This is a genomic window from Thermoleptolyngbya sp. C42_A2020_037 (assembly GCF_015272455.1).
In the GTDB taxonomy this organism is placed as follows: domain Bacteria; phylum Cyanobacteriota; class Cyanobacteriia; order Elainellales; family Elainellaceae; genus Thermoleptolyngbya.
This window is the reverse complement of the sequence record NZ_JACYLP010000048.1, coordinates 238892-262340: the sequence shown is the minus strand read 5'-3', so window position 1 is coordinate 262340 and position 23449 is coordinate 238892. Positions and strand designations below refer to the sequence as shown.

The following is a 23449-nucleotide window of genomic DNA, read 5'->3' as shown; positions in this document are numbered from 1 at the left end:
ACCTGCCTCTCTAAAATCAGGAATGATTTTGCACTGCGCCTTGAGCGGAGTGCTTGAGATCGGCGAGTTCAAAAAAGGGGAGATTTCACATTGTTTCACGTTGCGTTTCACACTGCACTCATCGCTACGGCGACAACGGCCCCCTGGTCGATTAACACTGCAATTGTCATGACGGCGGCAAACCTGTTTGCGATCGCCATCGGCTATTACGCGATCCAAAAGCGCGGCGTTGGCCCGGCGCTACCTGTCGAGCTACCCGCCATGTTTACGGGCTTCGGCTTGCCAGAACTGTTGGCTACCATGAGCTTCGGCCACCTGCTGGGGGCTGGGTTTGTGCTAGGTCTGTCGAATGCTGGTCTGCTCTAGCGCCTAAAGACTCTACGGGCAGGAAACAAGGTGGGCCTGTTCAAGGAACATTCGCCGCTAGAGTCCTGCCCGTCCTCGTTCTGTATTTTAGGGCCAGTATTTTCAGAGCCAGCGTCTTCAGAGTCAGTATTTTCAGAGCCAATATTCTCAAGAATTGATATCAGAAGCCATCCTCCAGGCTCATCTGTTTGCCAGGTCAGCCTAGTAGAATGAGAGCAAGCCTGACGGGACTGGCGCAAGTCTTAGCGGTTTATCGCAGTTGCAGAGAGTTGAACCAGAGAATTTGGATTCAGAGAGTTGGATCAACACCTGAAAGCTTTGATGACTTTTCTCAAGCTTGCTTTCAGCTTTAACCTCACCACTCCTCTCGCGCAAGTGCTGCGGAGTCTTCACTCCTAACCCTTGCTATCAGCGTTAACGGTCTCCCAGGCAGTGTCTTATCAGGCGGTGGGTTTTGCCGCCCCAATGCAGCCAGGAGGACAGATGAGGGCAGGTTGGCGAGTTGGCTCGATTTTTGGCATTCCACTGCTGGTTGATTCCTCATGGTTCCTGATCCTGGGGCTGTTTACCTATTCCAACAGCCTGATGTTGCAACAAAGCCCAGGCTACCCAGCGGGCGTTGCCTGGATTACGGGACTGGGGCTGGCGCTGGCGCTGTTTGGGTCGGTGCTGCTGCATGAGTTGGGCCATAGCCTGACCGCGCGATCGCAAGGCATTGGGGTCAACTCAATCACGCTGTTTCTCTTTGGCGGCATCGCGTCCATCGACCGGGAATCCAAAACCCCAGGGCAGATGTTTCAGGTGGCGATCGCCGGGCCAGCCGTCAGCTTCGCGCTATTTCTGCTGCTGGCTGGAGCAGCCCAGGTGCTTCCCACGGATACTCCCCTGCACCTCATTGCCACACGGCTTTCCGCCATCAACCTGGTGCTGGCGCTGTTTAACCTGATTCCGGGTCTGCCGCTGGATGGTGGACAAGTGCTGAAGGCAGCAGTATGGAAGCTGACGGGCAGCCGCATCCAGGGAATGCGCTGGGCCGCCCGATCGGGACAGGCACTGGGCTGGTTTGGCATTGCGCTGGCGGTCATGGCTTATATCCAGTCTCCCGCAGGCAGCATCAACGCCATCTGGCTGGGGCTAATCGCCTGGTTTATTTTGAGCAATGCCCGCGCCTACAGCCGCGTTTCGGATGTGCAGGAGGCAGTGGGCAAGCTGACAGCAGCAGACGCGATGACCCGCGAGTTTCGCGTGGTTGATGCCGACCTCAGCCTAGAACGCTTCATCAGCGATTATGTGCAGCAGGAGGAGGGCTATCCACCTGCTTTCTATGCTGCGTCGGAGGGGCGCTATCGGGGCCAGGTCTTGGTCGAAGATGTGCAGCAGATCGAGCGCAGCCAGTGGAATCGGACGCTTCAGGAGATAGCTCATCCACTCACAGAAATCCCTAGCGTTGCGGAAGCATCGCCCCTGTCAGATGCCATCGGGAAACTGGAAGCCGAAACTTTGAAGCGGATTACGGTCCTCTCTCCGGCCGGAGCAGTGGCGGGCGTGCTAGATCGGGGCGACATTGTGCGAGCAGTAGCCAAGCAGTTGAATGTGCCTGTGCCCGATGCGTTGATCACTCGCATTAAAGAGGAAGGCGTGTATCCGCCGGGGCTGCCGCTGCCTGCGATCGCCACTTCGCTCAATGAAGACCGAAACGGCTAAAGAATCGTAACGAATAGAAACATATTGGGTCAATGTTTCTGATCTAGCAGCATCCCTCAGAGAATTGCAGATTCTCCTGTGGCGTAATGGGTATGGCGATCGCCACAGGTGTTGCTATATTAGTCTGTTGATACGGGTTGTCTACAGGAAACGTGCGATCGCCAGACTTGTGGCTACAGCGTTTGGCCAGCTTGTCTGTAGGTTGCTTCTACCGCTCTGTTATTACAGCACTCTCTTACACAGTTAGGTGCGCGATGTCCTCAAGAGGGCAAGGGTTTCGCAGCGTCCTGTCTACCGCACTGGCTTTAAGAAAGTTGTGGATAATTAACAGATTTGTTACGTCTTTGCAGGTTCGTTTTGTTTTCCATTTTTGTTTTCCATTGTTGAGCGAGTCATCGTTGCATGTCAGCATCGCACCCCAATCACCTGATCATCATCGAAGACAATAAGGGACGGCGAGAATACACGCTGGAGAGTGAGGTTTACTCGATCGGTCGAGATCCGACCTGCGATATCCGGCTCATTTCTCAATTTGTGTCTCGACACCATGCCACTCTGGTTCGCATGGTAGACGATCACGGTGGCTATTACTATCGCATCGTGGATGGCAACGGCAAAGGCAAAGCTAGCTCCAATGGTTTGCTGATTAACGGCAAAAAACTCGGTGCCCACGATCTGGAGAATCAAGACAAGGTGGTGTTTGGGCCCCAGGTTCAGGCCATCTACTACATGCTGAAGCGCGAGAATGTAGCAACTGTGCCGCCTGATGAGTTCGACATTACGCTGATCAGCCCCAATATGATCGACGAAGAGGGTGAAGGCAGTGCAGGAGCAGCGGCGTTGCCCGAAGACTTGGAAGACGACGAGCTAGAAGACGACGAGCTAGAAGACGAAGAAGACGAGGATCTGGAAGCAGGTGCGGGGTTTTCCTCAAGCTCCAGTCTGGCGGTAGAAGAGTAGTGCGGGATTCATGACCAACCCCACTGCTATCCTTCTGGTTTCTTGCCCCGACCAGCCTGGTCTTGTTGCCAAGGTTGCCAACTTTATCTACGCCAATGGCGGCAACATCATCCATGCCGATCAGCACACGGATGCTTCCGCGGGGCTATTTCTCATGCGGATCGAGTGGCAACTGGATGGCTTTAACCTGCCGAGAGAGGTGATCGGCGTGGCTTGGCAGGCGATCGCCCAACCGCTCAATGCCCAGTGGGAGCTGCATTTTTCCGACGAAACGCCCCGCATTGCCATTTGGGTCAGCAAACAAGATCACTGCCTGTTTGACCTGATCTGGCGACAGCGGGCTGGCGAGTTTGCCGCAGAGATCCCGCTGATCCTCAGCAATCATCCAAACCTGGAGGCGATCGCCCAGCAATTCGGCATCGACTATCACCTCATCCCCATCACCCCCGACACCAAACCCCAGCAAGAAGCCAAACAACTGGAGCTACTGCGCCACTATCGCATCGATCTCGTCGTCCTGGCAAAATACATGCAGGTCTTGAGCGCCGACTTCATCGCCCAGTTTCCCCGCGTGATCAACATTCATCACTCCTTCCTGCCGGCCTTTGCCGGAGCCAACCCCTACCAGCGAGCCTACGAACGCGGCGTAAAAATCATCGGCGCAACGGCCCACTACGTCACCCAAGACCTGGACGAAGGCCCCATCATTGAGCAAGACGTGGTGCGCGTTAGCCATCGCGACCAAGTTGCAGACCTCATCCGCAAAGGCAAAGACCTAGAACGCATCGTCCTTGCCCGCGCCGTCCGCTATCACCTGCAAAACCGCGTTCTCGTCTACGGCAACCGCACCGTTGTCTTTGCCTAGTCCTCCTCCTGCATCTCCATTTCTCCGTCTTCAAACCCCAACCCCGCCAATGCCCCACCGCATCTGCATTATCCTTGGCACTCGCCCCGAAGCCATCAAGCTGGCCCCGGTGATTCAACGGTTTCGGGCCAACCCCGCCTTTGACACTCAGGTCGTGCTAACCGGGCAGCACCGGGAAATGGTAGATCAGGTGATGCAGTTGTTTCACCTGACGGCCGATCGTGATCTTGCCATCATGCAGCCCCAACAAAGTCTGACGGATATCACCTGTCTCAGCCTGCGCGGGCTAGAGGCGCTGTTTGCCGAACTCGACCCCCAAATGGTGCTGGTGCAGGGCGATACCACAACCGCATTTGCCGCTGCCCTGGCCGCGTTTTACCAGAAGATTCCAGTGGGTCATGTCGAAGCGGGCCTCCGCACAGACAATCTGTTTAACCCCTTTCCCGAAGAGGCAAACCGTCGCTTGATTTCCCAAATTGCCCAACTTAACTTTGCGCCGACGGACCTTGCCGTGCAGCATCTCCAGCAGTCGGGCGTAACGGGCGCGATTCACCACACAGGCAACACCGTGATCGACGCGCTGCTGACCGTAGCAGCCCGCCATCCCGACTGTCCAGTTCCCAATCTGAACTGGGATCACTATCGCGTCTTGCTGGCAACGGTGCATCGTCGAGAAAACTGGGGCGCGCCGCTCCGGGACATCGCTCAGGGGTTTCTCGCAATCTTGGACAAGTTTCCTGATACGGCACTGCTGCTGCCGCTGCACCGCAACCCAACCGTGCGGGAACCGCTGACAGCCCTGCTGGGCAACCATCCCCGTGTCTATCTGACGGAACCGCTCGATTATGCAGAACTGGTCGGGGCAATCCAGCGATGCTACCTGCTGCTGACAGATTCCGGCGGCATTCAGGAAGAAGCACCCAGTTTGGGCAAGCCAGTGCTGGTGCTGCGGGAAACCACCGAGCGCCCCGAAGCCGTGACTGCCGGAACAGCGCGGCTGATTGGCACGCAACCGGATGCTATTCTGGCGGCGGCCGCCAGCCTGCTAGGAAGTGCCGATGCCTACAGCGCCATGGCCAATGCAGTCAATCCGTTTGGGGACGGGCGGGCCGCCGAGCGGATTGAAGCGATCGTGCAGGACTACTTTCGCAGAACTACTGTTGCGTAGAGCAGCCAATTTAAGGCACGAACAGTTGAATCCTGTTTCGTAGGCATAGGGTGAAGAAGTTCTGTAGTGGGAAATTTTCAACCGGAAATCATTGAACGACGGAAGTCTTGCCCGATTAGGATGGAAGGGAGATTGCGCTTTTTCCCGATTCCTCCATGACCTCTCGCTTTCGCTTTGCCATCATCAGCGATCCCCATATCGCGCTGCCCCATACCATTTGGGATAATCCCCATCGGTTTCATCTGGTCGAAGTCAGCGTTCCGGCGCTGGAGCAAGTTTTGGCAGCGCTGGCAACAGCCGATCTGGATTTTTTGCTGCTGCCGGGTGATCTAACCCAGCATGGGGAATGGGAAAACCACCAGTGGCTTGTGCAGCGGCTGGGGCAATTGCCCTATCCGGTTTACGTCGTGCCGGGAAACCACGACATCATTGCGCGGGATGCGGAGAAACGGGCGATTGGGCTGTCTGATTTTCCGCAGCTTTATCAGCCGTTTGGGTATACGGGCGATCGCCCCTATTACGCCCGCGAAATTTTGCCGGGGGTATGGCTAATCGGGCTGAACTCGATCGCCTTTGATGAAAACGGTGTGCAGTTGCCGACGGGCTGGCTGGATGAGGCACAGTTGCGCTGGCTGGCAGAAACGCTAGACACGGTGGGCGATGATCTGGTGCTAGTGATGGTGCATCACAATGTGCTGGAGCATTTGCCGGGTCAGGCTCGCCACGGGATGGGCCAGCGCTATATGCTGCAAAATGCGGCTGATTTGTTGAAAGTATTGGAGCCTGCGGGGGTGCGGCTAATTTTCACGGGGCATCTGCATGTGCAGGACGTAGCGCAGCACCGAGAGTTTTGCGAAATCACTACAGGTTCGCTGGTCAGCTATCCCCATCCCTATCGGGTGCTGGTGGCAACTCAGGACGACCAGGGATTTTGGCAAATTGAGGTAGACACGACTCGCGTCGAAGCCGTATCGGGCTGGGACAACTTGCAGACCTATTCGCGAGACTGGATGGGCGATCGCTCGTTTTCCTTTATGCATCGCTTGCTAACGCTGCCGCCCCTGGCGCTAGCCGATGCCGAAGCGAGGGCGATCGCCCCCCACCTACGCCATTTCTGGGCAGACATTGCTCAAGGCGATGCCTGGTTCGACTTTCACCACCTGCCGCCTGCGGTTCGTCAGTTTCTCCACCGCTTTAGCGCATTAGATGCCAGCGGAAACTATTGCCCGATTGATAACCAAGCTCTGCTGCGAATTTGAGCCATTCTTTTGCATCGGCAATCAAGAGGCAGCCTGGGGAACGGCTTGATCGATTTCCACAAACTGGATCAGATCGCGGCGCGGATCGACGTAGGACACTTTCACATCGAGGCGATCGCCCACTTGCACGGTTCGGCTAAAGCGCATCGCCATCTCCAGTCCCAAATCTTCCAGCAACACCAGCCCAAAGTTTTCATGTTCCCGCAGCCAGCGCAGCACCAGCGCCGGCCAGACCTCGTTTGCATTGCGCCGCAAATATTCTAGGCTCCAATAGCGATTCGTCTGGCGCTCGACCTGCACCATCTCATAGGTCGTGGAGCCGATGCCTTGCAGCAGTTCCGTCATTTCCTCCGGCGAAAAGGGCAGCGGGTCGCCCTGCAAATGCGCCTTGAGTTGAAAATGAGCCAGCAAATCGGCATAGCGGCGAATCGGCGACGTCACCTGCACATAGACATCCAGCCCCAGACCCGCGTGGCGGATTGGAGTCACACCCATTTCACTGCGCTTCATGCAGCGACGAACCGCGCAGCCCCGCACAGGCCCCGGTGGCAACAGCATCAGTTCCTCTTCGGGCGGCAGTTCGGGCTGTTCCTGCCCCCGAAACGGCAGCGGCAGACCATGCGCCTCGCCATAGCGCCCAGCCACCTCGCCCGCCAGGATCATCATTTCTGACACCAAGATTCGAGAGGCAGATTCTTCAAACACGTCAATCCGAATTTCGTCGTCTTCAGTGACTTTGATGGACGATTCTGGCATTTGAATGCTGATCGCGCCCTGCTGCATCCGCCAGCGCTGCCGCTGACTTGCCGTTTGAAACAAAATTTCTAGCTCTGGCTCTGCCTGGATGCCCAGTTGCAGCATTTCGTCTACGTCGTCGTAGGTCAGGCGGTAGGTGGGCTTGATGAGCGTCGGGTGCATTTCATAGGACTGAATTGCGCCGTCTGCATCCACCAACACCCCAAAACTAAAGGCATGACACAACTGCCCCTGCACCAAGCTCATCGGCCCGGTGGCCAGTTCTGGCGGAAACATGGGGGTCATACCCGTCGGCAAATACAGCGTAATGCAGCGCCGCCGCGCTTCCAGATCGAGCGCATCTCCTGGCGTAAGCCAGCGGCTAGGGTCGGCAATGTGAACCCAGATGCGGTGCTGTCCGTTGGGCAAAAACTCGACGCTCAGCCCATCGTCGATTTCCCGCGTGCTTTCGTCATCGATGGTATAGACCTTGAGGTGAGTCAGGTCTAGGCGATCGCGGCTAGAGTCGGCAGGCGGGTCAGTAAGACAGCGTTGGGCCACTTCGAGGACTCGGCTAGGGAACTGGGTCGGAATCTGGCTGCGCCGCAGAAACAAATTCTCATGGGGATGCCAGATCCGCAGATCGACCAAAAGCTGAAAGGCTTCCTCCGGCGTTTCGGGACGACCCAGCGCCGACAAAACTTCCAGCGCGGGCATGCGGTGGCTGGCTTCTTCCCCTAGCGTAGCAAACCGCTCTAGGGCTTCTAGCCAGGGGCGATCGCCCGCTGCCCATTCCAGCGATTCTCCTGCCAAAACCTGGCGCAATCTTGCCAAAAAATCTTCCCACTCCTGCTGCCGCTGGAGCGTGACCGAAAGCTGATGCTTCAGTTCCTTCACCTGTGCTGCGGGACGCGGCTCGTAGCGATCGCCCTTTTGCTTGAAATAGAGGCGATCGTCCGACAGCAGGCAGTGGGCGGCATACTGCAACGGCGGGCTGTCATCGGAAAACAGCAGCAGTGCCATCTCTGCCGGATTAACGGATTCCCCGTCTTCGATCAGCAACTCCCACGCCACTTCCAAGCCATCGGGATCAAGATAGGGCTGAACCTCTTTGAGAAAGGCGCTAATTTCAGACGGCTTGTAGGTTTGATTTGCGACGGTGTAAGTGATGTCGCGAGGATGCAGCGTGTGAGCCTGCCCCCGCTCGTCAATCACCACCCACAGCTTTTTTCCCTCTGGACGATCGACCACGGCCAATCGACGCGGCCGAGCAGCCCCCGCTCCGCCCTCGCCGCTCGGTCGAAATTCAACTAATGTTCCCTTGTCCATAGCGCCGTGGAATCAGGGGATGACGGTGTTAGGGTGCAATCCAGCGTCTATGGAAAAATACCCTGGAAAGCCCCAATAATACAGATTGAGGGCGATCGCCCAAAGCCGAAACGCCTAGCCTTCCTGGTTCACAAACGGCAGCAGCGCCAGCAGTCGGGCCCGCTTGATGGACTGGGTGAGGTCGCGCTGTTGCTTTGCCGTTAGCCCGGTGATGCGGCGGGGCAAAATCTTGCCGCGCTCGGTGATGAACTTACGCAGCAGTTCTACATCTTTATAGTCGATGGGGTCTCCAGGCTTGATGGGAGAAACGCGACGGCGGTAGTAGGTCATAGGAATTGGGATTCGCAGTTGTAGATATCTAGATAGAAGAGAGGGAGACTACTTAATCTCTTTGTGAACCGTGTGCTTATTGCAATGCGGACAAAACTTATTCAGCTCGATCCGATTGGTGGTATTCCGACGATTCTTGGTGGTGGTGTAGCGTGACACTCCGGGCGATCGCTTGTCCGGATTGGTGCGGCACTCAGTACACTCCAGCGTAATAATGACACGAACGCCCTTAGCCATAGCGAGTCCAGTCCTGCTGAGTCAGTAATTAAACACAAACCCTTATTTTTTCATATCAAGGGCAAGATCGACAACTCTTTGGCTAGAGCCAGACAAGAATTTTTAGAGCCGAACCCAGAATTTGCCGAATCTGCCCCATCTTCATCTTGCCTATGAATGGTGTAGCTTAAGCATCACCGGGTTTACCAAACCTGGAACCCTAAACCTGCCCCTCCCTCGACCTTCATGCTGCCTGTCCTCGAAGCCGAAACGCGAATTCTCAGCCTGACGCACCCTCTCAATCCTCAGGATGACCTGGAGTGGGTGCCGCTATCGGCCGCAGCAGGGCGTATTCTGGCGCAGCCCGTCAGCAGCCAGCTTGATTTTCCCCATTGGGACAATTCGGCAATGGACGGCTATGCCGTGCGGCAGGCGGATGTGGCCACCAGTTGCCCTGACACGCCGATCGCCCTGACGGTGGTGGAGGAGATCCCAGCAGGATATCAGCCACAGCAGACTATCCAGCCGGGGCAGGCGGCGCGAATTTTGACCGGGGCCATGATGCCGCCGGGAGCCGATGCAGTAGTGATGCAGGAGGAAACGCGGCGAGAGGGCGATCGCGTCTATATTCTCTCTGCACCCACGCCGCAGCAGTTTGTTCGCCGTCGGGGGGAGTTTTATCGGGCGGGCGATCGCCTCTTGCCTGCGGGAATTCGGCTGGGGGCAGCAGAAATCGCCGTGCTGGCAGCGGCCCAGTGTGTCACGATTCCAGTCTATCGACGACTACGGGTGGCCATTTTGTCTACGGGTGACGAACTGGTGTCCCCCGACCAGCCGCTCCAGCCAGGACAAATCGTTGATTCCAACCAGTACGCCCTAGCAGCGCTGGTCGCTGAAGCCGGAGCCGAACCGCTAATGCTGGGGATCGTGCCTGACCAGCCGGAAGCTTTGCAAACGGTGATCGCCCAGGCGGTGTCTACGGCCGATGTGGTGCTGTCTTCCGGCGGCGTGTCGGTGGGCGACTATGACTATGTGGATCGCCTGCTGGAGGCTCTCGGAGCCACGATCCACATCCGGGCGATCGCCATCAAACCCGGCAAGCCCCTTACCTTCGCAACTTTTGAGTCATCTCAGTCCCAGCCGCCAACGTCTTACTTTGGCTTGCCTGGCAATCCGGTGTCTGCGCTGGTCACCTTTTGGCGGTTTGTGCTGCCCGCACTGCGGAAACAGGCGGGACTGTCGGCGGGTTGGGGGCCGGCGTGGATCTGGGGGCGATCGCCTCGCGACTTGGAGGCAGATGGTAAGCGCGAAACCTATCTCTGGGGGACGCTACGTGTGACAGAAGAGGGTCATGAGTTTTCCCAATCATCCGGCAGCTTCAGTTCTGGAAATCTCATCAATCTGGCCCAGACCAACGCGCTGGCACAAGTGCCTGTGGGACAAACCCGGATTCTCGCAGGCGCTCCAATTCGGCTGATGCAGACGGGTGGAGGGGCGATCGCCTTTCCCTGAGCCACGTCAACAGTTCCAGACTTTGGCAAAGCAGAAAATATTTCTAAAAGGGAAACAGAATCCCCCTAATCCGTTTTCAGCCGTGCTTTCCGTCATCCGGAGTGCCAGATCCCAATTCCGCATATTGGCGGAACAGGTTACGCTTTTCGTTCAGACAGTTCAAACGGTAAAGCCCGTTACGCTGGAGTCACCCCTGAGGAAAATTCAAAATATATCTGGCACATTCCGCCATCTATGGCTAGAGTATTGATCTGATTCGGAATATCCAAACTTCTGAATCAGACTTTAGCAACGCCCTTGGGTGGGGCTTATCAGGTTTCTATGACCAAAGCGGGGTTGAGGCGTGCAAGTTTTGTGAGAAAGGCTACAATCAGGGAGTCTTGCATATTTTGCATATTGAAGTCTTGCAACTTAAGATTCCTGAGTTTGTTGCTAAGCCTCAACTAAGGCAAATTGGGAATGGGCAGGTTTGGGAAAGGCGCGTGCCGTAGGGCAGCAGAATTTGAAATTCATTGGCCTTCTCCCTCGGTTTCCTCCATTGCTTAGGTCTAGATGGATTGCTAGTTTGTCTAGAAACCGTCACTATTTCATTCATTACCTTCTGGCTTGACCAGTTTTTTGACCTTTGACATAAGGAGCATGAGGAGCGCGGCATGACCCAGGCGAATGACGTACTCGAAACTGTTGACCCAACCGAGACTGATTTTGAATTCGTCGATGAGGGTGACGACGGGCGTGAGGATGTCTTTGATATCCAGCCGGAAGATGAAGCTGAGGAAGACGACGGGAAGCCGGTCAAAGGCCGCTCTCGCCGCCGAACCCAGGTTAAGAAAAAGCATTACACCGAAGACTCCATTCGTCTCTATCTGCAAGAAATCGGCCGCATTCGCCTGCTGCGGGCTGATGAGGAGATCGAGCTAGCTCGGAAGATTGCAGATTTGCTGGAGCTAGAGCGCGTTCGCGAGCGGCTGGTGCAAGACCTGGCCCGCGAACCCAAGCACGCTGAGTGGGCAAGTGCCGTTGAGATGGAGTTGCCTGCATTCCGCCATCGTCTTCATGTTGGACGACGTGCCAAGGACAAGATGGTGCAGTCTAACCTGCGACTGGTGGTGTCTATTGCCAAGAAGTATATGAACCGGGGCCTGTCTTTCCAGGATTTGATTCAGGAAGGCAGTTTGGGTCTGATTCGGGCGGCTGAAAAGTTTGACCACGAAAAGGGCTACAAGTTCTCGACCTACGCGACTTGGTGGATTCGTCAGGCCATTACACGGGCGATCGCCGATCAGTCTCGCACCATCCGCCTTCCGGTTCACCTCTACGAAACGATTTCTCGCATCAAGAAGACCACTAAGTTGCTGTCTCAGGAAATGGGCCGCAAGCCGACTGAGGAAGAAATCGCCACTCGCATGGAAATGACCATCGAGAAACTGCGATTCATTGCCAAGTCTGCTCAACTGCCGATTTCGCTAGAAACGCCAATTGGTAAAGAGGAAGATTCTCGCCTGGGTGATTTTATCGAATCGGACGGCGAAACGCCCGAAGATCAGGTCTCCAAGAGCCTGCTGCGGGAAGATCTAGAAGGTGTGCTAAGTACCCTCAGCCCGCGTGAGCGTGACGTGCTGCGTCTGCGCTACGGCTTGGATGACGGTCGCATGAAGACGCTGGAAGAGATCGGGCAGATCTTTAACGTAACCCGTGAGCGGATTCGTCAGATCGAGGCAAAGGCCCTCCGCAAGCTGCGTCATCCTAACCGGAATAGCGTGCTAAAGGAATATATTCGCTAGGCTTAGCCACGACCTGTCGGTGAGCCAAAGCGCCGGAGAAATGATATTAAAGGGCTGACATAGTTGTGTCGGCTCTTTTTTGTTTGTTGTTACGTAAACCAAGTCCAGGGATGGGAAAGCTGGGTGAATAGGTGCTGGACTGACCATCCGAGCATAGGATAGATCCAGGATTTACGCGCTGCGTTGATTCTAAGCCCATCGTTTGTTTTTTCAGATCCCCATGCAGGTTTACGTTTTGCTATTCAACGCCGGAACGGAGAATGAGGGTATCCACACGCTCAAAATTCAGGACGGCGATCGCAACGTGGTGCTGATGTTTGAGTCGGAAGACGACGCGACGCGCTACGGGCTGATGTTGGAAGCGCAGGATTTCCTCAGTCCAGCGGTGGAATGCTTTGAGTCGGAAGAAATCGAGGAATTCTGCGAAGGGGCGCATTATGAATGTGTGCTAGTTCCGGAAGGGACGCTGGCGCTGCCGCCGGAGACGAATGTGGAAGAACTGGACTGGAAGCCGGAGGACGATGGGCGATCGCCCCACTCCGCCCCGCCCGATTCCGACGCACCTTTGAGCAGTCTCTCTGACGCGGAGCTAGAGCGCATTCGACGGCAGCTTGAGGGCTTGCTGTAGCAGGGGCATTGAGCGGCTGGAAATTAGCGGTTTACGATCTTCACCTCAGTTAATTCGCCTCCGTCGAGGAGGCTTAGCCAATTCGCCTTGGCGATCGCTCGTTGTTTGCTGAACGTTTGTTTGAGTTTGCCCATATGACCGATTCCCCGATCCTCCAAAATATTCCGTCTGGCGATTCGCGAAGCGATCCCTACGGGAATCGCGGCCACCTGCTGACCGAGCAAGCCAACCCCGCCAGCCACTCCCTCGATCAGCTCAGCACAGGCGAGATCGTAGACCTGTTTAACCAAGAAGATGCGCGGGCGATCGCCGCCGTGGCGGGAGCGCGGGATGCGCTGGCAGCGGCAATTGACTGTGCGGCGGCACGGCTGCGACAGGGCGGGCGGTTGTTCTACGTGGGCGCAGGTACGAGTGGGCGATTGGGCGTGCTGGATGCGGCGGAGTGTCCGCCTACGTTTTGCACGCCGCCGGAACTGGTGCAGGGGATCATTGCAGGCGGTGCAGGGGCGCTAGTTCGCAGTTCTGAAGACCTGGAAGATAGGGCAGAAGATGGGGCAGCGGTGATCGCCCATCACCAGATTCACGCCCAGGATGTGGTCGTGGGCATCACCGCAGGTGGCACCACGCCCTACGTCCACGGCGCACTCCGGGCAGCACGGCAGCGAGGCGCGGCCACGGTGTTTATGGCCTGCGTCCCTGCGGAACAGGTCGGCGCAGAAGTGGATATCGACATTCGCCTGATCACCGGCCCCGAAATCCTGGCAGGCTCAACTCGGCTGAAGGCAGGCACAGCCACCAAACTGGCGCTGAATATCCTCTCGACGGGCGTAATGGTGAAGCTGGGCAAGGTCTACGGCAACCGCATGGTGGATGTGGCGGTGACCAACAAAAAGCTGCACGACCGGGCACTGCGGATTCTCACTGACCTCACGGGGCTGAGCCGTCCCGACGCGGCGCTGCTGCTAGAAAACAGCGGTCGTCGCGTGAAGTTAGCGCTGCTGATGCACTGGGCAGGGGTAGATGCTGAAACGGGCGATCGCCTGCTGGCGGAACACGACGGGAATTTGCGGCTGGCAGTGGCGAGTGTTGCGGGGTGAAGGCGGGTTGGGGTTCGAGAGGATGCAGCATTTTCTGAGAGGGTGAGAAATGCGTCGCCGCGAGGAGACGGGGTTTTCTTGACCGTCTGCATCACTCACTCGCTTCAAAAACACTGTAGGGTGATTAAATAAGCAAAATCGCTTAGTTGAGCGTCCTATCCCTCATTCTCAAAGTCTGAAAATGCCTCTCACTGCGCTTATTTTGGCGGCGGCGATCGCCATCCTCGGCTGGGGCTTTTATCGCGCTCGTCCGATGGGACAGGTCGGCATTCTGGCCTGGCTGCAATCTCTGGTGCTGATGCTGCCCTGGCTCCTGTTTTTTGGGCTATTTACTGTCGGCGTGTATCTCAATCTGGCGGCGGTGCTGCTGCTGATCGTGGCTTCTACGGGACTCTACATTTTCCTGGGACGACGGCTGCGAACCCTGGCAGCAGATCAAAAGCGGGCACAGGGCGAGGCAAATGCCGCCGCAGAAGCGCGATCGCCCCACCTCTCCTCAGCCCCCGCAGAATCCTTCCACACCGACGAGGATGCTCAGTCTCCGACCGCTGAACCCCAAGCGTCCCCTTCGACAACGGACAGCGCCGAACCCGCCAAAATTCCAGCCGAAGACCTGGCCGCCATCCGCGAGATCTTTGGCATCGACACGTTTTTTGCAACGGAAACCGTGCCCTATCTAGACGGCGCAATTTTCAAGGGAAACCTGCGGGGTGAGGTCGCAGAGAGCCATGCAAAGCTGTCGGAACGACTGAAGGCGCGAGTGGGCGATCGCTACCGGCTGTTTTTGCTGAGCGGACCCGATGATCGCCCCACAGTGGTAGTTCTCCCGGCTACGGCCGATCCCAGCCCTGCAACCCCGGTTCAGTTTGGGCTGGCGGGTGTGTTGGCGATCGCCACGGTTCTCACCTGTTTAGAAACTGCTGGACTGCTGCAAAGCTTTGACCTATTTGCAGACTGGTCAAAGTTTGGGCAAGCCCTCCCCATCGCGCTGGGGCTACTGCTCATCCTTGGGGTTCACGAACTCGGTCATCGTGTCGTAGCCCGTCATTTGGGAATCCACCTCGGCCCGCCGTTCTTCATTCCCGCGCTCCAACTCGGCTCCTTTGGCAGCATCACCCGATTTGCCTCGCTGCTGCCCAATCGCAAAGCCCTATTCGATATTGCTGTGGCTGGCCCGCTAGCAGGCGGTCTGCTTTCGTTTACAATCCTGATTCTTGGTCTATCATTATCCCATCAGGGTAGCGTCTTTCAGATTCCATCAGAGTTCTTCCAGGGTTCCATCCTGGTGGGCACGCTGGCACGAGTCGTTCTGGGCACAACCCTTCAACAATCCCTGGTAGATGTACATCCGCTAGTGATCGTTGGATGGATCGGGCTGGTGATCACGGCAATTAATTTGATGCCTGCTGGGCAACTGGATGGCGGTCGCATTGTGCAGTCGATCTACGGGCGCAAAACGGCTGGACGCGCTACGGTAGCAACCTTGGTGTTGCTGGGCTTAGTGTCTCTCACAAACCCCCTGGCGCTGTATTGGGCCGTGCTTATTTTGTTTTTGCAACGTGAGCTAGAGCGCCCTGCCCTCGAAGATTTATCGGAACCGGATGATGCGCGGGCGGCATTGGGTTTGCTGGTTTTGTTTTTAATGGCGGCAACATTGCTGCCCCTTACGCCAGGATTGGCAGGTCGTCTGGGCATTGGAGGCTAACGCATGTCATTGACCCCCCCAGTTTTGCTGGTTCTCGATATCAGTGCGCTAGCCAGCAGCACTCCCAAGGAGTGGATTGAGTTTTCGCGCATTGGCTCTACGTATATTCCTCAGGCCGTCTATGAGGAAATGAAACTGCTGTTCGATCGCTCTCCTGATCCTGATCTGGAGGAGCTTTGCAAATCTTTCAATCATTTTTATCCCCATAGCGGCTGGACGATTACTGAAGCCCACGCCCATCACCCGTCGCTGGCAGCGGCCGGACAGGCGCTGACTCGGCGGGCCCGCATTACGCTGGCCTCTGCCCGCTGCGCCTATGCTTTGGCGCTGTCTTCGCCGGGGCATTTGGCGGTGCTGGTCACGAATGATCAGTCGTCGCTCCAGCGGATTTATCAGTTGCCTTCGACCAATTTATGCGCGATCCGCACATCGGAGTTGCTGCAATGGTGTCGGGCGGGGCAACGTCCGGTGATGGTCAGCCAGAAGATGCAGCAGCTTCGGGCAACCAGTGGTGTCGCGGCCGCAGTGACCACCAACAGTGGCCCTGTGCGAACCAGCCCAGCCCGGGTTCACCCTGGCACTTTAAGCACCCCGCCGCGATCGCCCTCCATGACCGCCCGCCGCTACGCCCAGCCGCCGTCCCGTGCCTCTCGCAGTAGAGTCAGAGCCGATAACAGCCTGCCCGACTGGATTACGCAATTACTCTCCCTAGTCCTTGCCTTTGGCGGGCTTGCTCTGGCCGCCTGGATTATGTGGAGCGTCATCCACAATACCGAATGGATGGCTCCGCTGCGGCAGCCGCTCGACCCGACGCAGCCCGCGCCCCAGTGAGTTGCTTAAGCTTGCAGAATCCGCAAAACCTGCCCGGTTTTAGAGCATCGTACCCCTGTCTGACCTCCCAGTCTGCTCCTTTCAGCCTGCTCCTGGAGCCTTAACCGAAAATCAGCCCGTCTCGGCATCGTTGACGCGGCGAAGCTGCACCACGTCGCTCATTTTGCGGATCTGGGTAAAGGTGCGCTCTAGCTGATTGTGGTCGCGAATGTCGATACCGAGATTGATCACCGCCGTCTGGCCGGGGAAGGTTTTCACCTGAGCATTGCGGACGTTGATGTTGTAGTCGCTGAGGCGCGAGAGGATATCCTTTAGCACACCTACCCGGTCGATGACCTCTAGCTGAATTTGCACCGGATAGGTTTGGGCGCGGCTGCTGGTGGTTTCGGCTGCGTTCCAACTGACGGGAATGAGGCGATCGCCCGGTACGCTGTCCGTATTCGTGCAGCCCTGGCGGTGAATCGAGATGCCCCGGCTGCCCTGCGTCACCACCCCAATAATCGGTTCGCCGGGGATCGGCGTACAGCAGCCCGCCAGATGATACAGCAGCCCTTCCACGCCTTGAATTGGAGAATCATGCGTCTTGGGTGCGGGGCGCGTGGGCTGCGGCGGCGGATTGAGCAGCAGCGCCTCTTCCTCCGCCGTTGTGGCCACCGGAGTCACTGGCTGGAGCGCCTTGATAGCATCCCGCAGCCGATTCAGCACATGATTAATCGTCACCTCGCCATAGCCCACAGCCGCCAGCAGGTCTTCCGGCGTTTGATAGTTGCAGCGCACGGCCGTTACCTGCATCTGCTCCGACTTCAGCAGCGCTTCAAACCCCTTCTTGCCCAGTTCCCGCTCCAGCATGTCGCGCCCGCGCTGCACGTTCTCCTCTCGATTCGACCGCTTATACCACTGGCGAATCTTGTTGCGGGCCCCCGGTGTCACCACAAAATTCAGCCAATCCAGCGACGGATGAGCGTTTTTCTGGGTAATGATCTCCACAATGTCGCCATTCCGCAGCACCGTATCCAGCGGCACAATACGCCCATTAATCTTGGCTCCAGCACAGCGATTGCCCACCTCGGTATGAATCCGGTAGGCAAAGTCTACCGGCGTAGATCGCTGCGCCAGCGGAATCACGTCGCCCTGCGGCGTAAACACATACACATCATCGTCAAACAGGTTGGTGCGGACGCTTTCCAAATATTCCTGCGCGTCCTTGAGGTCGTTTTGCCAGTCCAGCAGTTGCCGCAGCCAAGTCAGCTTTTCGTCGTCGGGGCTAAAGCGCGTCGCCGTAGACTTGCCCGTTTCCTTGTACTTCCAGTGGGCAGCAATCCCATATTCCGCGATGCGATGCATCTCTACGGTGCGGATCTGCACCTCGACGGGGCGGCCGCCGTGACCAATCACAACGGTGTGCAGCGACTGGTAGCGGTTGGGCTTGGGCAAGCCGATATAGTCTTTGAAACGGCCGGGGATTGGACGAAACAGGTTGTGAACCACAGCCAAGCTGCGATAGCACTCGTCAATGGTGTTAACGATAATGCGAACCGCCGTGATGTCAAAAATTTCGTGGAATTCCTTTTGTTGCCGCTGCATCTTTTGGTAGATGCCGTAGAGATGCTTGGGGCGGCCCTTGAGTTCAACACAGTGAATGCCAGATCGCGTTAGTTCCTCGCGCACCTCCTCCACCGTGGTCTCCAAATAAGACTCGCGATCGCCCCGCTTTTCGATCACCAGCGACTGAATCTCACGATAGGCTTCCGGCTCCAAGTATTTGAAAGCAAGATCTTCCAACTCCCACTTAAAGCGCCCAATCCCCAGGCGGTTTGCCAACGGCGCAAAGATTTCGCGAGTTTCCAGAGCAATCTGGCGACGCTTGGCATCGGGCAGATGCTCCAGGGTTCGCATATTGTGGAGGCGATCGGCCAGCTTCACCACGATTACTCGGATATCCTGCGCCATCGCCATGAACATGCGGCGAAAGTTTTCGGCCTGGCGCTCGGTTTTGCTCTCAAAGTTAAACTTCGATAGCTTGGTTACGCCCTCTACTAGGCGGCTTACTTCGCTGCCAAAGCGCTCCTCCAGCTCCTCAACCGTGACCTCCGTATCTTCAACCACATCGTGCAGAAACCCAGCGGCGATAACGGCACTGCTGCCTCCGAGGTCGCGCAACAGCCCTGCAACAGCGATGGGGTGAGCGATGTAGGGTTCGCCAGAAGCCCGCTTTTGTCCCTCATGAAGCTGGTAGGCAAAGTTGAAGGCATCGCAGACGACCGACGCATCTGAACGCGGATTGTCGGAACAGTCGCCTGTGACCGGGCAGGCATGAGAAATCAGGCATTCTCGGAGCCAGTCAGGCAGTTCAACATCAGTGGGTAGCGTGAGGGTTGTGGCGTTCATGAGGCAACTCCTGATAGGAGAGAGGGAGTGTAGATACGATTTAATTGCCCTGGCTGAGGGAAAGTACTGAAAGCTAGGAGCCTGGAAACTCCCTGTGCGATGCGGTGGATTTTAGCTATTAAACTGTTCGATGGGAACGTTTGGGAAGAGATTTGGAAATTAAACCCGCTGAAACCGCAGAGGGGTCGTGTTGCTGTTGGGCGATTGAATCAAGTTGCTGGAGCAGTTCTGACAGTCCTCAGTTCCTAAACCAGCCCTCTGAATTCTCTGAGTTACAGAAATACCGCGCCAGCTGCGGTGTTCGCGAGGCGGGGTTTACTTATTAGTTACGTTTATTAACGCGATAGACCGGACTAATAAAAGCGTTTTGGCGGAGATCAGGTGAAAGATTTATGAGAGATTTTGAAGGCTTGGAGATATGAGGAAAATACTGTCAGACTGAGGCGCAAATTCGCTCAAATACACCACTTGGCTTAAGGTTGTGAGCCAAAGCGATGAGTTTGAATCAGCTATTTCTCTACTATATACAGAATTCTTAACATTCGTTTAAGAATGCAGGCGAGAGTTGCCACATTGTCATGGCTTTATCAGAATGGGAGACCTATCGTCCGGTTTACGAAGCCCTGCGATCGCTCTCTTCCTCTATGCTGGCACAGGTTTCGGGTGACGGGGCAGCCCCCACAGGGGTTGCAGATTTGCGCTCGTTATTTGACCGATTACAGACGCAGTTTCAGCAGCAGGTTTTGACGCTGGACTTGAGCAGGCTGGAGGGGGCGATCGCCGCTCAGGTCACTTCCCTGCATACCGAAATGGCAAAGCAACTGCGGCTGTTGAACATGGATCTGATGTTTTTGCAGACAGCGCGGCGGCCCGAAACCGCACGGCAGCGAGCCGAGCAGATGGGCGATCGCCTGCGCCTGTTGATGCGCTATTGTGATGCTGTTTTGGGAGAGGAGGCATGATGGACTGCCTGAAGGATCGGGGCGTGCAACTGGTAGATGTGGTGCTGCGGGGAAACCTGCCCGCTCAGCAATGCCCCGTGTGCGAGGGCTGCTGGATTGCGCCAGAGGATTACCACGACTGGAAGCAGGGTCAGCCCCAGCCCCTACCCGAAACCGTGAGCCTGGAGGCCGCCGCCAACCATCCACCCGCCCCGCTGGACGTGCGGACTGCCCTCTGTCCCGACTGCGGCGGTTTTCTGTCGCGGGTGAAAACGGGCGCAACGATGAACCCGTTTTACGTCGAGCGGTGTCCCCAGTGTGGCGGCATCTGGTGCGATCGCGGCGAATGGGATGCCCTCGCTGCAATGGGCATCAGCGCCATCATCGACCAGTTGTTTTCTAGCGATTGGCAAAGCCGAATGCGAACCCGCGAAATGCTGCATCGAGAGCGCCTGGCCATGATCGACAAGCTCGGCGAAGACCTGGCGCTGCAAGTCTTTGCTCTAGCAGAGCAGCTTGAGCATCACCCCAATGGAGATTTTGGCGTAGCTTACCTGATGCGGCGGGTCGGCGGGAGCGAGGCAGGGCTGGAGTGAGCGCATGACCTACGCCTTTCCCGACTCCTTCTTCTGGGGTGCTGCGACCTCGTCTTATCAAATCGAGGGGGCGATCGCCGCTGAGGGCCGCAAGCCCAGCGTGTGGGATACCTTCGCCGAAACGCCAGGGCGGGTGCTGAATGGGGATACTGGGGCGATCGCCTGCGACCATTACCACCGATTTCGAGAAGACGTGGCGCTGATGGCGGAGCTGGGGATCAGGCACTATCGCTTCAGCATCGCCTGGCCCCGCGTGATCCCCGACGGGCGCGGCGCAGTGAACGAGGCAGGCATGGATTTTTATCGGCGGCTGGTGGACTGCCTGGAGGAACACGGGATCACGCCCTACGCAACCCTATTTCACTGGGACAGTCCCCAGGCGCTAGAAGACCGCTACGGCTCCTGGCGCAGCCGCGAGATGGCCCAGGACTTTGCAGAGTACGTGGCGGCGGTGGTGGCACGGCTGGGCGATCACATTTCCCACTGGATCACCCTGAACGAAATTGCCTGCTTCACGCACCTGGGCTATGGCGTGGGTCAGGTTCCTCCCCACGCGCCGGGAACCGTCGTCGCCACGCCAAAAGCGGTGTGGCAAACCTCGCATCACGCGCTGCTGGGACACGGACTGGCCTGTCAAGCTATCCGCGCCGCGTCGCCCGTTCCCTGCACCGTTGCGCTGGTCGATAACTACGCCATCACCGTACCGATTGCCGAAACACCAGAACACATCACCGCCGCCCAAACCGCCTTTCACACCGCCTGGGCCAATGGCGGCATTCTTTTTCCAGCGCTTACTGGAGCCTATAGCCCCCTGCTGCTGGAGAAGTTAGGAACCAACGCACCTGAGATTCAAGACAACGATTTGCAAACGATTTGTCAGCCGCTGGATGTCCTAGGGCTGAATGTCTACTCCGGCAGCTACGTGCGGGCGGCAGATAACGCCGACGGGTTTGAGACGCTGCCCTTTCCGGCCAGCTATCCCCGGCTGCACATGCCCTGGCTATGGCTGCTGCCAGACTGCCTCTACTGGGGTGTGCGCCATGTGAGCGAAGTGCTGGGGCAGGGCCAACTGCCCATCTGGGTGACGGAAAACGGCTGCGCGGTGGAAGACGTGCTGACAGAGCAGGGAGAGGTGCTAGACTGCGATCGCATTCTGTACCTGCGGCAACACCTGCAAGCTGCCCACCGCGCCGTGTCCGAAGGCTACCCCCTGCGCGGCTACTTTGTCTGGAGCCTGCTGGATAACTTTGAGTGGGCCTGGGGCTACGATCGCCGCTTCGGGCTGACCTATGTGGATTTTGACACCCAGCAGCGCATCCCCAAAGCCAGCGCCCACTGGTATGCCGAGTGCATCCGACACAATCGAGTGGTCTAGGCGGGGTAAAATCATCTTTTGCAACTCTGCCTCACAACCGGGCGCAAGATTCGGGCAAAAGAGCCGAATGCCGCCTACCCACAAGCGCAGGATTCGGACACACTGCCTATGCCGTCGGCTTATGTAATTGGGTTAGGAAAGTCAGGCGTTGCTGCCGCGCGGCTGCTGCATCGGCAGGGCTGGCAGGTGACAGTCAGCGACTCTGGCAGTTCCGATACCCTGCGATCGATTCAGCAGACCCTCCAGGCAGAGGGCATTTCCGTTCTGCTGGGGCATCGGCTAGAGCCAGATCCCGCCCAGATGCAGCGGATCGTCGTTAGCCCCGGTGTGCGGTGGGACTTGCCCGCGCTGGAAACCGCCCGCGCCCTCGGCATCGAAACCATCGGGGAAATGGAACTGGCGTGGCGATCGCTCTCCAGCATCCCCTGGGTCGCCATCACGGGCACCAACGGCAAAACCACCACCACCGCCCTCACCGCCGCCATCTTCCAAGCCGCTAGGCTAAACGCGCCCGCCTGTGGAAATATTGGCTATGCCGCCTGCGAAGTCGCGCTAAATCTTGCCGGGGAACCGCACAGCAGCCCCGCTCCCCCTTCCTCCAAAATCCAAAATCCAAAATCCAAAATCCAAACTCTACACTCCCCCGATTGGATCATCGCCGAAATCAGCAGCTACCAGATCGAATCCTCCTCCACCCTAGCGCCGCGCATTGCGCTGTGGACAACCTTCACGCCCGACCACCTCAGCCGCCACTACACGCTGGAAAACTACTACAGCATCAAGGCATCGCTGCTGGCGCGATCGCCCCTGCAAATTTTTAACGGCGACGATCCCTACCTCCGCAGCACCGCCGACCGCTGGCCCGATGCCTGCTGGACGAGCGCGGCAGGCAAAGACAAATTGCTGGGCGATCCCAGTCGGGGAGCCTATGTAGAAGAGGGCTGGGCGATCGCCCTGGGGGAGCGCATCGTTCCCATAGACGCGCTGAACATGGTCGGCCCCCACAACACCCAAAACCTACTGATGGCGGTGCTGGCGGCGCGGCTGGCAGGTGTAGAGCAAGGGGCGATCGCCCACGCGGTCGAAACCTTTCCCGGTGTGCCCCATCGGTTGGAGCGCATCCGCACCTGGCAGGGCATCGACTTTATCAACGACAGCAAGGCGACGAACTACGACGCAGCGCAGGTCGGTCTGGCGGCCGTGCCCGCACCGGCCATCCTGATTGCGGGCGGCGAAGCTAAGGAAGGCGACGACACCGCCTGGCTGGCCACGATTCAGCAAAAAGCCGCCGCCGTTTTGCTCATTGGCAGCGCTGCCGAAGCCTTTGCAAAACGCCTGGACTGCATTGGCTACTCGCGCTACGAAATCGTGGAAACGCTGGATCGCGCCGTGAAGCGCAGCGCCGAGATTGGTCAGCAGCTGAACGCCCAAATCGGACTCCACACCGTCCTCTTTTCACCCGCCTGCGCCAGCTTTGACCAATATCCCAACTTTGAAGTGCGGGGCGACCACTTTCGCACGCTGTGTCTGGCGCTGTAGCTCTGGTTAGATCATCACTAGATGACATGGGGAACGATGACTTGATGATCGCGACTATTTGATGATCGCGACTATTTTGAACGCTAAAAGCACGGTATCTGGCTTGGCGATCGCCCCCCAG

Annotated in this window: 20 protein-coding genes; 16 read left to right on the top strand and 4 right to left on the bottom strand. The window is 57.4% G+C overall.

Annotated elements, in window-relative coordinates; translation table 11 throughout:
- The first annotated feature begins 120 nt into the window (after nucleotides 1–120).
- The 6 genes from psaK (at nucleotide 121) to IGS16_RS17385 (ending at nucleotide 6322) form a co-directional block, all read left to right on the top strand.
- On the top strand, nucleotides 121–366 hold the full coding sequence (psaK, locus tag IGS16_RS17410; protein ID WP_216655357.1) for a photosystem I reaction center subunit PsaK: 246 nt from the start codon (nucleotides 121–123) through the stop codon (nucleotides 364–366).
- A 483-nt stretch (nucleotides 367–849) separates the two neighbouring features.
- Nucleotides 850–2070: a site-2 protease family protein gene (locus tag IGS16_RS17405; protein ID WP_297087699.1), complete on the top strand. Its 1221-nt coding sequence runs from the start codon at nucleotides 850–852 to the stop codon at nucleotides 2068–2070.
- 402 nt (nucleotides 2071–2472) lie between these two features.
- The gene (locus IGS16_RS17400; protein ID WP_297087557.1) at nucleotides 2473–3030 is read left to right on the top strand and encodes an FHA domain-containing protein; all 558 of its coding nucleotides are present in this window, start codon (nucleotides 2473–2475) and stop codon (nucleotides 3028–3030) included.
- Nucleotides 3031–3040: 10 nt separating this feature from the next.
- Complete coding sequence (purU, locus tag IGS16_RS17395; RefSeq protein WP_297087555.1) at nucleotides 3041–3895, top strand: formyltetrahydrofolate deformylase; 855 nt, start codon at nucleotides 3041–3043, stop codon at nucleotides 3893–3895.
- Nucleotides 3896–3944: 49 nt separating this feature from the next.
- Nucleotides 3945–5063, top strand: a complete 1119-nt coding sequence (wecB, locus tag IGS16_RS17390; protein WP_297087553.1) for a non-hydrolyzing UDP-N-acetylglucosamine 2-epimerase — start codon at nucleotides 3945–3947, stop codon at nucleotides 5061–5063.
- A 155-nt stretch (nucleotides 5064–5218) separates the two neighbouring features.
- Nucleotides 5219–6322: a metallophosphoesterase gene (locus IGS16_RS17385; RefSeq protein ID WP_297087550.1), complete on the top strand. Its 1104-nt coding sequence runs from the start codon at nucleotides 5219–5221 to the stop codon at nucleotides 6320–6322.
- A gap of 21 nt (nucleotides 6323–6343) precedes the next feature.
- Here IGS16_RS17385 and IGS16_RS17380 read toward each other — a convergent pair whose 3' ends face one another.
- From IGS16_RS17380 to rpmG, 3 genes are all read right to left on the bottom strand, one after another.
- On the bottom strand, nucleotides 6344–8386 hold the full coding sequence (locus tag IGS16_RS17380; protein WP_297087548.1) for a ribonuclease catalytic domain-containing protein: 2043 nt from the start codon (nucleotides 8384–8386) through the stop codon (nucleotides 6344–6346).
- Between the two features lie 114 nt (nucleotides 8387–8500).
- Nucleotides 8501–8716 (bottom strand): 30S ribosomal protein S18, encoded by a 216-nt coding sequence (rpsR, locus tag IGS16_RS17375; RefSeq protein WP_068508773.1) that lies wholly within the window; start codon nucleotides 8714–8716, stop codon nucleotides 8501–8503.
- 48 nt (nucleotides 8717–8764) lie between these two features.
- A complete protein-coding gene (gene rpmG, locus IGS16_RS17370) occupies nucleotides 8765–8953 on the bottom strand; it encodes a 50S ribosomal protein L33 (protein WP_172353332.1) in 189 nt (62 codons plus the stop codon).
- A 225-nt stretch (nucleotides 8954–9178) separates the two neighbouring features.
- Here rpmG and glp point away from each other — a divergent pair, with 225 nt between their 5' ends.
- From glp to IGS16_RS17340, 6 genes are all read left to right on the top strand, one after another.
- A complete protein-coding gene (gene glp, locus IGS16_RS17365) occupies nucleotides 9179–10444 on the top strand; it encodes a gephyrin-like molybdotransferase Glp (protein ID WP_297087546.1) in 1266 nt (421 codons plus the stop codon).
- Between the two features lie 653 nt (nucleotides 10445–11097).
- Nucleotides 11098–12228, top strand: coding sequence for an RNA polymerase sigma factor RpoD (gene rpoD, locus IGS16_RS17360; RefSeq protein ID WP_297087544.1), 1131 nt, complete (start codon nucleotides 11098–11100; stop codon nucleotides 12226–12228).
- Nucleotides 12229–12448: 220 nt separating this feature from the next.
- Nucleotides 12449–12856: a DUF3110 domain-containing protein gene (locus IGS16_RS17355; protein ID WP_297087542.1), complete on the top strand. Its 408-nt coding sequence runs from the start codon at nucleotides 12449–12451 to the stop codon at nucleotides 12854–12856.
- Between the two features lie 134 nt (nucleotides 12857–12990).
- On the top strand, nucleotides 12991–13953 hold the full coding sequence (gene murQ, locus IGS16_RS17350) for an N-acetylmuramic acid 6-phosphate etherase (RefSeq protein WP_297087540.1): 963 nt from the start codon (nucleotides 12991–12993) through the stop codon (nucleotides 13951–13953).
- A 181-nt stretch (nucleotides 13954–14134) separates the two neighbouring features.
- Nucleotides 14135–15658, top strand: a complete 1524-nt coding sequence (locus IGS16_RS17345) for a site-2 protease family protein (protein WP_297087538.1) — start codon at nucleotides 14135–14137, stop codon at nucleotides 15656–15658.
- 3 nt (nucleotides 15659–15661) lie between these two features.
- Nucleotides 15662–16489, top strand: coding sequence for a PIN domain-containing protein (locus IGS16_RS17340; protein ID WP_297087536.1), 828 nt, complete (start codon nucleotides 15662–15664; stop codon nucleotides 16487–16489).
- Nucleotides 16490–16600: 111 nt separating this feature from the next.
- Here the strand turns inward: IGS16_RS17340 and IGS16_RS17335 are convergent, their stop codons facing one another.
- Nucleotides 16601–18877 carry a bifunctional (p)ppGpp synthetase/guanosine-3',5'-bis(diphosphate) 3'-pyrophosphohydrolase gene (locus IGS16_RS17335; RefSeq protein ID WP_297087533.1) on the bottom strand — a complete coding sequence of 759 codons (2277 nt, stop codon included), beginning with the start codon at nucleotides 18875–18877 and terminating at the stop codon, nucleotides 16601–16603.
- Between the two features lie 578 nt (nucleotides 18878–19455).
- On the opposite strand from IGS16_RS17335, the gene patD reads away from it, so the two are divergent.
- The 4 genes from patD to murD all read left to right on the top strand — a co-directional run bounded on the left by patD (nucleotide 19456) and on the right by murD (nucleotide 23328).
- Nucleotides 19456–19839: a heterocyst frequency control protein PatD gene (patD, locus tag IGS16_RS17330; protein ID WP_297087531.1), complete on the top strand. Its 384-nt coding sequence runs from the start codon at nucleotides 19456–19458 to the stop codon at nucleotides 19837–19839.
- Entirely contained in the window at nucleotides 19839–20414 is a 576-nt protein-coding gene (locus IGS16_RS17325; RefSeq protein ID WP_297087529.1) for a zf-TFIIB domain-containing protein, read from the top strand. The genes patD and IGS16_RS17325 overlap by 1 nt, the downstream gene beginning before the upstream one ends.
- Nucleotides 20415–20418: 4 nt before the next feature.
- Nucleotides 20419–21789 carry a GH1 family beta-glucosidase gene (locus IGS16_RS17320; RefSeq protein WP_297087527.1) on the top strand — a complete coding sequence of 457 codons (1371 nt, stop codon included), beginning with the start codon at nucleotides 20419–20421 and terminating at the stop codon, nucleotides 21787–21789.
- A gap of 108 nt (nucleotides 21790–21897) precedes the next feature.
- The gene (gene murD / locus IGS16_RS17315) at nucleotides 21898–23328 is read left to right on the top strand and encodes a UDP-N-acetylmuramoyl-L-alanine--D-glutamate ligase (RefSeq protein ID WP_297087697.1); all 1431 of its coding nucleotides are present in this window, start codon (nucleotides 21898–21900) and stop codon (nucleotides 23326–23328) included.
- Nucleotides 23329–23449: the final 121 nt, after the last annotated feature.